The sequence below is a fragment of the Tenacibaculum retecalamus genome, assembly GCF_027941755.1.
GTDB lineage: Bacteria > Bacteroidota > Bacteroidia > Flavobacteriales > Flavobacteriaceae > Polaribacter > Polaribacter haliotis_B.
On sequence record NZ_CP115916.1, the window covers coordinates 2,461,197 to 2,473,985 of the forward strand.

Consider the following 12,789-nt stretch of genomic DNA (forward strand, 5'->3'; position numbering starts at 1 on the left):
TTACTAAAATGGTAAACTCATAGTTTCAAACCATAAGTTGTTTTTGTTTAATATCTTCTAATAAACTTACTTAATAACAACACTTTAACTTTTCGAAAGCAACTAAATACTCTTAGGCATAACTAAAAGTATCGACAAAACATGCACTTAAATCTATCTTTGTCAGAGTATTAACGACAAAAATTTAACGCATGGAAAAAATAATCTTATCAACTTTAAGTATTGAAGAGCTAACAGAAAAGCTCACTCAGAAAATTTACGCATTAATTAGAAGCGAATCGAAATCTAATCTCATTCCTATTAAAAAAGAGGAAAAAGAAATTCTAACCAGAGAAGAAACAGCAAAACTCTGCAACATTAAATCCCTAACCACGCTATGGAATTGGGAACAAGATGGCAGACTAATCCCAACTATGAGAGCTGGTAAAAAGCCATTATACCTTAGACAGGATATAATGAATTTCTTAAATAAAAAAGAAGATAGCTCTCATGATTAACTACTACAAAAGCATTACTAAGTCTAGCAAGGTTTTGGGCTCAGTTGGAATAGATAAGTTTCTTTATACTATTAAGAATGGTGATGAACATTTAGAGCAAATAAAAAAAGCAAGAATAGCTTATACTATAGATAAGAATGAATACAAATTCATTAAGTTAAATAATTTACCATGTTATACATTAAATTTTAAATTTAATAAAACAAGGAAGAATGCTAATATATTAGACAGTACAGGTTTTATTTATTTAGATGTAGATGGTTATACTGATATTAATTTATCAAATCCATTAATATTTGCATCATGGTTTTCACTTTCTGGTAATGGTAGAGGTATTCTTGTTAAAGTTGAAAATTTAGATAGTACGAACTTTAAAGTTCAATATAATAAAATAGCTAAAGCTTTAAATATCAATGCAGATGAAGGAGCCAGAAAAACAACTCAACCCAATGTTTTATCCTATGACCCTAATTTGTATGTTAATTATGACTCTGAAAAATGGGAAATAGACTTTAAAGAGCTTACTGAATCTAAAAAAGACCAGTACAGTGGTACTAATAAAGCAACAGATATTATAAGTACTGTAGTGGGCTATAATGATAAACCTTTGAGGTTTGATAATCTCCAAGACCTAATAGAAAACGTTGAATTTAACGGTGATGTTATTCATGATTTTAAGATTAAAATAGAATATTCGTGCACAACAATTCCATTTAAAGGAATCCAAAAAGGTAGGCGAAATACTATTATTACAGCAATAGCTTATCAGATTAAAGCTCTTAACGAGCATATGAATCATGAACGTCTATTAAGGCTTATGCTAGCGATAAACAAAGATAGGTGTCATGAACCTCTACCAATGAATGAGGTTAAAGCTATAATAGATTATGTCATGAGGCTAGAAGAAATTACCCCTAACCTTAATGCGGATAGACGATTCATTTTCAATTCTGACTATGATTTAACTACAAAACAGAAAAGGCAAGAAGTGATAAAAGTTATAAACGGAGATAGAGTTAAGAAAAGTAAATTAAAAGTTGAAGCTGCTATTCATGATTGGGACTTTATAGCAGATGGAATAATTACTCAAAAAGGTTTAGCAAGAAAAGCCAAGATGAATATAAAAACGATAAAAAAGTATTATCCATTATATAAATCTGAAATACAAAGCTTAAACAAAGAGTACAGAACCAGTAACAAGAGTCCATGATAATTTAAAACGAACTCCAATTAAAAATTTTTAAAAATATTATTAATTTAAACTAAATTTATGTTAGAATCTGTAAAACAAGAAATTGAAAGAATTGAAAGCTATAAAAAAGAAGAAGGAGATAATCTGTTTAACTCTAAATACACCAAAAATAGAGAAGCCATCGAAGTGAAACTAAAAATATTTTTTTTTGATAAATCTGGACGAATTCCTTTAAAGTCTATTAAAATTAAACCCAATAAGTACACTATAACTTACAAAGTATCACCAAAATTCCACTTTGAAGAAGACACAATAACACATTACTTATATAGTAATTATACAATTGAAGAGGACTATGTGGATTTAGGTTGGTGTGAAAAAAAGGAAATAAAGAGGAAATTAATATTGGAGGCAATAAATAAAAAGAATCAAATTTATTCTAATCCTCACACTTCTTAAAAAGTCGTTGGACTTGAATAGGATTGAACTGTTTACCTCTCCTAGTAGTGTATTGTAGTTTGTTTAGTTTGTCTGCTATAGCTTGGAAGGTCATTCCTTCTTTACGAGCTGAACAAATTACATCCATTGCTTGAATGTTAGATTTATCATTACGAGCGTTCTCCTTTATTTTTTCAACTCCTAATTTTTGATATTGACCAAATCCGTTTGGATTACCTAAACGTACTTTCCCGTCTACAGGAGTCATAGAAGAACCATCTTTATTAATAAAAATACCTTTATCAATTTTAGCTTTCTTAACAGCAAGAGCATCTTTAATACGTCTAGAAATCACCTCAGCTTCATGCTCTGCAATTACTGAAAGCAATTGGATGGTTAACTTGTTTGCATTTGGATTATCACAGCAAATGAATTCAACTCCACCATTAAAAAGTGCTGAGGTAAATTCTACGTCACGAGCTAAACGGTCTAATTTCGCAACTATTAATATTGCTTTATTAGCTTTAGCCAACTCAATAGCTTTGTAAATTTCAACACGTTTCTTTTTTCGTGTTCCTGTTTCTACTTCTGTAAACTCACCAAGAAGATTCCCTTTGTCACTAATATGGTTAGCTACAGCATTTTTCTGAGCTTGTAAACCAAGCCCAGAATTACCTTGTTTTTGAGTTGACACTCTGTAATATGATACATACTTTTTCATTATGCAGCGTGTTTTCCTTCTATATAATCAATAATATTTACTAACATATCACAGTAAACATCTTCACAAGTTTTTACAATATCACGATTTTCATTTGTGAATATCACTCTGTAAGTATCTAACCAATCTAATTCAATTGTTACCCAACCTTGATGCGTTAAGCCATTTACTTTGAAGCTTAATCCTCCAACTCTATTTTTGTTTTTAGATAAAGAACAAAAAGAATTTGCTCCCCATGCCATTAAGGCACTTCCATCTAAATTTTTAATTTGATTTAAAATTGTTCTTGCGATTTGTACAGACGTATTTTCCATGACTAAGTTTTTAAGTTAATCAAAGATAATATATTTATAACAAATAGCAAACTAATGTCAGCGATTTGTTATAAAATAATTATAGATATTAATTACCCCATTTATTTTGTAAAACAGCCCAACCATCATTCCAATCATCAATAAAAGAAACCGATGGTTTTCCAGCTTTTATTTGTTCCAATATTCTTGATGTTTCAAATTTCACTCCTATATATTCTTTATCCTTTCCAAAATCACCAAGAATATGTTTTTTATTAATCTTATGAGTTACGTCAATGATTTTTCCATTGATAACATTGAATCCATGTAGTATGGGTAATGTTGGAATTGATGAGGTTGTGTAGCCTTCCCAGTATTCAATTTTTTTTGTTGAATCTGATAATGCAAGTAATTGAGCGTTATAGAAACACTCGCCTCCTTTAGAGCTTTTGCTTATACCTAGAGCATCTTTAACAATTTTTGTTTCTTCTTCTGTTAGCTCATTACACGTAAATTCTATCCCTTCTTTAAAAACAAAATCTTCAAAACTTTTATAATAAAAGTCATCATGAATCACATGTCTAGCTCTTGTCTCTAGCACTAATTTTAATTCCTTCATATAGATAGTTTTACTTATTTAATCGTTCATAAACTTTTTTCAACATATAATCTTTCACTAATCCACCAAAGTTTTTATCATCCATCATCTTGGTAAAAATATCTTGATTCTGCTCCATTCGTGCAATAAGCTTATCCATAAAAGCATCTTCAAATCCAAATTTAAAATTAGATAACGTATTATTTTTCGCTTGTTCTGATAATTTATCATCTAAAACTAACTCAGCTTCTATCTGGTCGAAAAACAACTTATCAGCATCGTTAAACTCAGTTCCGAATCTATTATTCAATACGTTTATAATTTCAGATAAAGCTTCTTGCTCTTCTTTACTCATACGAATTCCAGCACCATCAATACCTTCTAATCCGTATTCGCCTTGACTTTCCATCGCTATATTTTGTTCTGCTACTCGCTGTAATCGGTAATACTCTAGAGATACTTCATCGCCAAGTTGAAATCTGTCATTTCCGTTTTTACGTGGCAACTTCTTTAGTAAAAATCTAGCATACGTAAACAACTTTTCTAATTCAACATCGCTAAACGGCATAATTTGCGTTAAAAACGAATACAATCTTGTAAATGTTTGTAGTGCATGCTTAAAATTATCTTGTGTAATTTCAGTACCAATTACATCGTCTTTAGTATTTTCTTCTGGTAGTTGTTTAAAACGGTCAACTGCTGGGTCTATAAACGCATTTAGTTTTCCTTGCTGTTTTACAGATAACGTTTTTGCCGACTTGAAAAACACATTACAAAAATTATCAACTTCTGATTCCCAGATAACTTGTCCTTTTTCTATTTCTGATTTTAAATCATATAACTGGTTTGGGTCTGTAGTATCTTGAATCGTTGTTAGCTCGTAATACGGTTGAAAAGAATTTAGTATCTCTTCGGTATCGTTCGTGAAATCTAAAATAAAAGTATCTTCTTTACCAGCGTGCATTCTGTTTAATCTGGATAAAGTTTGTACGCATTTTACACCCGATAATTTTTTATCTACATACATGGTATGCAATAACGGCTGGTCGAACCCTGTCTGGTATTTATCGGCTACCAATAACAATTGGTATTCAGCTGAACCAAACTTTTTCGGTAATTCTTTTTCTTTAAATCCGTTTAGCTCTACTTCGGTTACTCCTTCTGGATAAGCATCATAAATTACTTTACCCGAAAATGCTACTACCGTTTTAATATCGTTGTAGCCTTTATCTTTTATGTATTTATCAAATTCTTCTTTATAACGAACCGCATGTAATCGAGAACCTGTTACTAGCATAGCTTTAGCTTTACCACCAATTTTTTTAGACACTACTTGTCTAAAATGCTCTATAATTACTTCTGTTTTTTGCGCCAAGTTATGCGGATGCAATGACATAAAACGCCCTATTGCTCTGGCTGCTTGTTTTTTATTAACCTTTGGGTCTTCTTCAATTTCTTTAGATAGCTTGAAATATGTTTTATACGTTGTATAATTCTTTAGTACATCCAGAATAAAACCTTCTTCAATCGCTTGCTTCATACTATATAAATGAAACGGTTTCGGAATACCTTGTGCATCTGGTGTACCGAAAACCTCAACTGTTTTAGATTTTGGTGTTGCTGTAAATGCGAAAAAGCTGAGGTTATCTTGTTTTCCTCTGGCTTCCATCGATTTTCGTATCTGGTCTTCGGCATCTTCATCTAATCCAGAATGTACTTCTTCTAAAATAGCATCTTCTAATGTTTTAGCCGATAGTACTTCTTTTAATTTCTTTGTTCCTTCACCTCCTTGGCTAGAATGCGCTTCATCTATAATAACCGCATATTTTTTAGCTTCTAGCTCACCAATTTTTTCTATGATAAACGGAAACTTCTGTAATGTGGTAATGATAATATTAGAACCAGCAGTAATGGCATCGGCTAACTGTTGTGAGTTCTTATCTATTTTTTGAACCACGCCTTGCTTATGCTCAAACTGATAAATAGTATTTTGTAACTGACTATCTAATACTTTTCTATCAGTAATAACAATTACAGAATCGAAAACACGTTCGTTTTTAACATTGTGTAAACTAGATAATCGGTAAGATAACCACGCTATAGAATTAGATTTACCAGAACCAGCCGAATGCTGTATTAAGTAATTTTGACCAGCACCTTTTGCCTTAGCATCTTTCGTTAATTTACGAACCACATCCATTTGGTGAAATCTAGGAAATATCATGGTTTCCTTTTTCTTCTTTATGCCATTTAACTCGTAAACCTCAACATCTAAATGCAGAAACTTACCAATAATGTCCATAAAGCTATCTTTAGCCCAAACATATTCCCATAAATAAGCGGTACGATAACCGTTTTTATTCAACGGATTTCCAGCACCGTTATTATGACCTAAATTAAATGGTAAGTATCGTGTTTTCTTACCAGCCAACCTCGTAGTCATATAGCATTCATCTGCATCTACAGCAAAATGAACCAACGAACGTTTTTTAAAGTGAAATATCGGTTCACTCGGTTCTCTATCGAAAACATATTGCTTTTTAGCATTGCTAACATCTTGACCCGAAAACTGATTCTTTAGCTCAATTGTTGAAACTGGCAAACCATTTATACTTAGCACCATATCTAGCGAATTATTACCATTACGCTCGTAATATAATTGCCTTGTAACCGCTAAATGATTGCTACGATACAATACCTCAGCTTCTGGGTTTAAGCTGCTCTCTGGACGAAAATACGTCATATTGAACTTAACACCATAATCGGTAAAACCATTACGTAAAACCTCTAGCGTACCTTTTGAATCTAGTTCTTTTAGTAAACGCTGCATTACTTTTATTTCTACCTCATCTTTATGAATATTAGATAGTTTTTCCCATTGCCTTGGTTGTGAGTTTTTAAGAAACTCGATAACGTATTTTGGGAAAACACCTAAATCAGCATCAAAATCTATAGAATGCCCTTTTATGTAACCACCATCTTCTAGCAATGATAATTCAATAGCTAGTTCAAAAGTTAATTCTGTATGTATTCCTTTTGCCATTTAATTAATATAATTAATAACTTTATTACATATTTTATCTAATTCTTCAAAAAGAGTTATAAATCCACAATACAAATCTGGATTAACCTCATTAAGAATATGCTTATTAAATTTTGTTTTACCACCTGTTACTTCATATACACCTCCAATTGCTGTTTCAGTTATCATATTTTGTTCTTCAAGAAAAGTTTTAGAAAAATAATGTTCAATTTCAAAAAACTTAAATGCTTGTTTTTCCTGATTAAATACAATTAGGTCTTCTGGTATTGGTAATAGAATAGCGTATATATTAAATGCTTTGTGCTTTTTGATTATACCATTAATTAAAACGAAGTTTTTATCTAATCCCCCATTAAACTCTTGAAAACCTTTTGCGTCATTATCAAAAATCCCTATTACTGTTTTACTTTTGTCTGCTTCTGTTTGAATTTCTTTAGAAAGCATTACTAAATGTTTTGCTAGTTGTTGAGCTCCACCTGCTTTTGTAGAGCTAATATCTTCTGTAGATGTTATATTCCAATAAGGCTCTTCATTCATTGTGCATACACGAAATGCATGACTTATAATTGAAGCATCTGTTTTGCCCTCTGTAAAAAGTTCTACGTTTTTTATTGGTTGCAGTTTTTCAAAAGTTGTGTGCCTAAGGTCAGATGCTTTATTATCTAATAAGAATCGTATTCCGTTGTAATGTTTTCGTTTTTTGTTTTCAAGTTTATAATCCTTTCTTATTTGTGATTGATTACTGTATTCAAGAAGTTCAATTGCTTCATTAAATAAGAAAACAAAAAGGGGTATTGACAAAATTTTATCTTCATTAAATAATACATCTAATCTTGTGTTATCGGCTACTCTTCCTGTATTTAACGTTGATGCAATACAAAATAATTTATAGTATTCTGTGGATAAATCACTTCCAAAGATAGAACCTCTTAATAACTTAGTTTTATTATGAAGTTCATCAAATGCTAGAGTTAAAGGGTCTCTTAGTGTAATTGAGTTATAATGGAGAAAGAACCATCCAAGGTTAGATAATGCAATATCTGTATCTCTTATGCCGCTGAAAAAAGGGAAGCCTTGTTCAGCCATTTGCTTGACGCCTGTATCAACTTTTATTAAAATATCAAGAGCTTTAAGTACTCCTTTTTTTCTATCTTTAGAATCAGTCATCCATAAAGATTGAAGCACATAGCCTAAGCCTGATATTGAAAGTAACTGGTCTGGGAGTTTTTTATACTCATCTATTCTTTCAACTAACTTGTCTAAGAATTTTGACATGTTTTTTGTCCTACCTGTATAAAATACAGCAGTATTTTGCCAATTATACTCTGTGAATTTTTTGATTACCTCATCTTCTAATTCCGCTCTATCTTCACTGTTAAAAATTTCACGAGAGGCGTAATACTCTAAGAAATGGTCGTGTTGATAGGTTACAAACCCTTGCTCATCAACATTAAGGATTCCAGTACCATCTGTCATTCCTTTAATTAGCTCGGGAATTACTCCTTCTTCTATAGTAATGGATTGAGCTTTAAAGTAATCAATAAGATAATTAATGAAATCTTTCTTTTTCTTACGACTTCTATTAGGTGTTTGTATAATATCTAAAGCATACATTTCAAGAATCTTCTCTTTTAAACTAATTTTTAAAAAACCAAGATTAGAATTAACGTTTAACCTTCCAAGAAGAAATGTATTAAAATTATCATAAACATCTGTTATGGTTGCTGGAACTTCATAACCATTTTCTTCATAAAGGATAGATAATAATGAAATAGTTAAAGGAGTAGCTGGTATTTTGTCTAGTATTTTATTTTCTAATAAACTATCCCAAAGCTCATCAGATTTTTTTAAATCTTGCTTAAAAAATGTAGTCAAGTATTGTTTAACCTGCCTTAAATCAAAATTTGAAATATAAGTAAGTATATGATTAGGAACATTACACTCTTTAGATAAAGATTCGTGATTTCTAGTAGCTAATATAAAGTTTGTATTTTCATTTATAGTCAGATTCGTTAGTTCTTTCAAAATACTGTTCTGCTTTTCAACTTCGAACTCGTCTATAGAATCTAAAAGAATGAGTACCCTGTAATCATCAAAAACTTTGTTATAATTCTCTTTTCCTACAAAATCTGTAATTTCACTAACAATGGCATCTCCAATACTGTAATTAGAAGAAACAATTAAGTTTGTTTTTAATCTAATAGGTAGAATCTTTTCCTCTTTTATATCATTTAATTTGACAGCTAATCGACCTATTTCTTTTAATAATGTGGTCTTTCCTGTTCCTGCATCGCCAGTAATTATATAATTACCTCTTGTTAAATAATTTTCTACCTTAAATTTAACTCTAATCTGTCTCTGAGTTTCTTTACTTTCTTTAAGATAGTAAATTTTAGGTTCAATAAAAAAGTTAAGTAGTTTCTCAAATTTTCCATCTAATTTTAGAACTTGATTTAATTCTGAATTCCCATTGGTTGAAATAATAAAGGCATCCTCAAAAGCTTTTAAGAATACATCATTATGTCCCCAATATTCTGGCAAATACTTATCTATTGCTTCTGACGCTGCATTTGCACTCCAAAAATCAACTTTATCTGTGGCTAGGCTTTTCTTAAGCCAGTTTATAAAATATTGAGCTATTTTTTTTCTATTACTAGATATAATGATAACGTTATCATCTTCTTTATAGTTTTTTTGAATTGTTTCTAGCACGAAAGGAACTTTACCGTTTAACTCACTTAAAAAACAAAAAATTTTGAAAGGTCTATTGTCAACTATCCCTTCTTCAATAGCAGAAATACTATACTGGTCAACAATTTTGACATCTTTAAATCCTATTTTTTCTAAAAGCTTAGCTATTAGCGTTATTAAGCTTTCCGTGTTTTCTATATGTTCTAATCTGTATTTTTCTCCCATCCTATTTTACTGTAATTATACTCTAATTTAACACTTCTTCTCTTATATCTACTTTACCAGTAACAACTTCGCTAATTAATGCGGTTTTATATTCTTTTAAAAGATTGATTTCTTCAAAATACTTATTTATTAGCTTATCAGTATTTATTTCATAATCATTTATAAAATCAACAATTTTCAATTGCTCTTCAAAATTAAGACTTGGAATCTTTAAATTTTTAATCAAGCCAATAGCCAACCCTGGTTGTGCAGCAGATTGATTATACTGGTTTAAATCCATCGCTTCTAAAAGCTTCCCAAACCAAATCCAGTTATAATTATTATGCAGATAACATACTATAGCATGTTCAGATGCCCAAAACTTTCCAGAAGCATATTTTATATTTCCACATAAAGCACCTTGCCTCCCTATCAAAATATAATTTCCTTCATTCGTATATTCCGAATAGTAACCACGTATTCCATTACCACCATACACAGCAAAACACCCTTTCGTTTTTATTTTTTCAGAAGTGATATTTTCTCCACTTTTTAAAACGGTTACATATTTCATACTTTTCGCCTCCCAATGCGCTGGAATCTCACCCAACCACTCAATACCAGAATATTTCATAGGTACATTTGGGTCAAGACCTTTGGTAACTGCTTTGTTAATCATTGCAGTACGTTCTTCTTGTAATAAACTAATTAACTGCTCTTTTTTAGCAATTAATGTATCTAATTGTGCTGTTTTGTGGTTTAGGTAATTGGCTATTTGGGTTTGTTCTTTTAGTGAAGGAATACTAAGGTAATAGTTATTTATAACTGATTGCGAAAGGGTTGGTATTACTCCACCTACTAAATCTCTTTTAATTTGAAAATTCATCAACTCAGAAACTAGCACGAAATAAAGAAACTTATTATTACATTTAATCTCTTTAAAAACAATCAATTGCGGATTAAGGGTTGCTTCTTCTAATAGATTTTCAACAAAACAAACTTTCCCTACTGATGCTGTTTTTACGAAAATCACATCTTCATTAAATATTTTTATCTCTGGTGACTCTTCGTATTTTTCTAAAGAAATATATGTCCCTTTTTCCACATCTAGTTTTTGATTTTTAATATTTGAAGGACTTAAAGAAATCACACCTTTATCTTTCTCTACAATATCTTGTACCGTATAACCTCGAAAACCTATTCTACCATATATTTTAGAAATGTTTTTAATCTTTGTCAGTGTCCAATGTTCTGGTATTTCCCCAATCCATTCCTCTCCAGAATCTTTGTATGTTTCGTATTGCTTCATACTAATTTAGTACCGTTTTAATTAAACCATCGGTTTCTTCTTCTAAAGCTAAAATATCTACTTTAATATCAGATAACGACCTTAGTGGCTTGTATTTGTAGAAGTATTTAGTAAAGTTAATCTCGTAACCAATTTTAGTCTTCTTATCATCTACCCAAGCATCTGGCACGTGTGGTAATACTTCACGCTTCATATAACTTGCAACATCTTCTTTTAACGGTATGTTTTCAGTATCACGTAATTTAGCATCTGGTTTCGGGTTTCCTTTGCTGTCTTTAACAACTTTACCGTTTTTTAAAACTGGACGTTCTACAGTTACTTTAGCATAGCCAAAATCGGTATTGTCAAATAACTTACAATGTTCATTTTCTTCAAAATCACCATATAATTTGGTAATATCTTGTATATGCTGGTCAGATAATTCATTACGTTTATCACCAAGCGATTTACTCATTTTTTTAAAGTAATCTACAGCATTTATCAATTGCACTTTTCCTTTGCGTTCTGCAGCTTTGTGGTTGCTAATTATCCATACGTAGGTACTAATACCTGTATTGTAAAACAATTGGTTTGGTAAGGCTATAACCGATTCTAATAAATCATTTTCAATTATCCATTGACGAATACTACTCTCATTTTTCTTACTACTTGGTGAACCAGAAAACAACGGTGAACCATTGAATACAATGGCTAAACGTGAGCCACCTTCTTCTTTTGGTTTCATTTTAGACATCAAATTCATCAAGAATAAAAACGAGCCATCACTTACCGAAGGCAATCCAGCTCCATAACGACCACCATGCCCAAGTAACTCGTGTTCTTCGGCTACTTCTTTTTGAACTTTTTTCCATTTCACCCCAAATGGCGGATTCGTAATCAGATAATCGAACTTATGATTTATAAACTGGTCACCTTTTAACTTTGCTCCATCTTTACTATTTAAACTGTTTCCTCTTGCAATATTGTCGGGCTTTTGTCCTTTTATCAACATATCTGATTTACAGATAGCATACGACTCTGGATTCAACTCTTGTCCGAATACTTCTAATCTAGCATCTGGATTTAGCTCGTTGAGGTATTCCTCAGCTACAGATAACATTCCGCCAGTTCCCGCACAGCAATCGAAAATAGTTTTTACGATTCCTTTTTGCGTTAAAATTTCTCTATCGTTCATAAACAATAGATTTACCATTAAACGAATTACCTCACGAGGAGTAAAGTGTTCCCCAGCAGTTTCGTTCGATATTTCGGCAAATTTTCTAATAAGTTCTTCAAACATATAGCCCATTTCCATACTAGAAATTTGCGCTGGATGTAAATCTATTTCTTGAAAACGTTTTAAAACCATAAACAGTAAGTTCGATTCTTCGAGCTTTGTAATCTGGTTTTCGAATTCAAATTGTTCTATAATTTCTCTGGCTTCTTCTGAAAAACCGTTTATATAGTTACGTAAATTGGAAGCTATGTTATTTGGGTCGGCAATTAATTTATCGAAATCGAATAAACTCGCATTATGAAAATTATAACCAGCTACTTTATTTAGAATCGGGTCTAGATTCTGAATATTCATACTCTTAACTTGCTCATGTTTCTTTAAAACCTCAGCTTTAGTAGCTTGTAACACGCAGTCTAATCGCCTTAAAACTGTAAATGGTAATATTACTTTTCCGTAGTCACTTTGTCTGTAATCACCACGTAATAAGTCTGCTATCGACCAAATAAAATTGGCAGATTCTTTAACGTTTGTCATAGGAAGTTTTTCTAGTATTTTTTTATAAAAAAGTGAAGATACTTAAATCTGTT

General features: G+C 31.2%; 10 protein-coding genes. 3 read left to right on the forward strand and 7 right to left on the reverse strand.

What is annotated here, in order from left to right; translation table 11 throughout:
- Nucleotides 1-191 precede the first annotated feature (191 nt).
- Genes PG912_RS11660 through PG912_RS11670 form a run of 3 tightly spaced genes read left to right on the forward strand, consistent with a single transcriptional unit; the run spans nt 192 to nt 2,148 of the window.
- Nucleotides 192-497 (forward strand): hypothetical protein, encoded by a 306-nt coding sequence (locus PG912_RS11660; protein WP_275687668.1) that lies wholly within the window; start codon nt 192-194, stop codon nt 495-497.
- Entirely contained in the window at nt 490-1,707 is a 1,218-nt protein-coding gene (locus PG912_RS11665; RefSeq protein WP_275687669.1) for a primase C-terminal domain-containing protein, read from the forward strand. Before PG912_RS11660 ends, PG912_RS11665 begins: the two co-directional genes overlap by 8 nt.
- Nucleotides 1,708-1,767: 60 nt before the next feature.
- A complete protein-coding gene (locus tag PG912_RS11670) occupies nt 1,768-2,148 on the forward strand; it encodes a hypothetical protein (protein ID WP_275687670.1) in 381 nt (126 codons plus the stop codon).
- Here the strand turns inward: PG912_RS11670 and PG912_RS11675 are convergent.
- The 7 genes from PG912_RS11675 to PG912_RS11705 all read right to left on the reverse strand — a co-directional run bounded on the left by PG912_RS11675 (nt 2,129) and on the right by PG912_RS11705 (nt 12,736).
- A complete protein-coding gene (locus tag PG912_RS11675; RefSeq protein WP_275687671.1) occupies nt 2,129-2,848 on the reverse strand; it encodes a recombinase family protein in 720 nt (239 codons plus the stop codon). The genes PG912_RS11670 and PG912_RS11675 overlap by 20 nt on opposite strands.
- Entirely contained in the window at nt 2,848-3,162 is a 315-nt protein-coding gene (locus PG912_RS11680) for a hypothetical protein (protein ID WP_275687672.1), read from the reverse strand. Before PG912_RS11680 ends, PG912_RS11675 begins: the two co-directional genes overlap by 1 nt.
- Nucleotides 3,163-3,250: 88 nt before the next feature.
- On the reverse strand, nt 3,251-3,760 hold the full coding sequence (locus tag PG912_RS11685; RefSeq protein ID WP_275687673.1) for a hypothetical protein: 510 nt from the start codon (nt 3,758-3,760) through the stop codon (nt 3,251-3,253).
- Nucleotides 3,761-3,770: 10 nt separating this feature from the next.
- Nucleotides 3,771-6,782, reverse strand: coding sequence for a type I restriction endonuclease subunit R (locus PG912_RS11690; protein ID WP_275687674.1), 3,012 nt, complete (start codon nt 6,780-6,782; stop codon nt 3,771-3,773).
- Nucleotides 6,783-9,698 carry an NACHT domain-containing protein gene (locus tag PG912_RS11695; RefSeq protein WP_275687675.1) on the reverse strand — a complete coding sequence of 972 codons (2,916 nt, stop codon included), beginning with the start codon at nt 9,696-9,698 and terminating at the stop codon, nt 6,783-6,785. It abuts the gene before it with no gap.
- 22 nt (nt 9,699-9,720) lie between these two features.
- Nucleotides 9,721-10,986, reverse strand: coding sequence for a restriction endonuclease subunit S (locus tag PG912_RS11700; RefSeq protein ID WP_275687676.1), 1,266 nt, complete (start codon nt 10,984-10,986; stop codon nt 9,721-9,723).
- 1 nt (nt 10,987) lies between these two features.
- On the reverse strand, nt 10,988-12,736 hold the full coding sequence (locus PG912_RS11705; protein ID WP_275687677.1) for a type I restriction-modification system subunit M: 1,749 nt from the start codon (nt 12,734-12,736) through the stop codon (nt 10,988-10,990).
- Nucleotides 12,737-12,789: the final 53 nt, after the last annotated feature.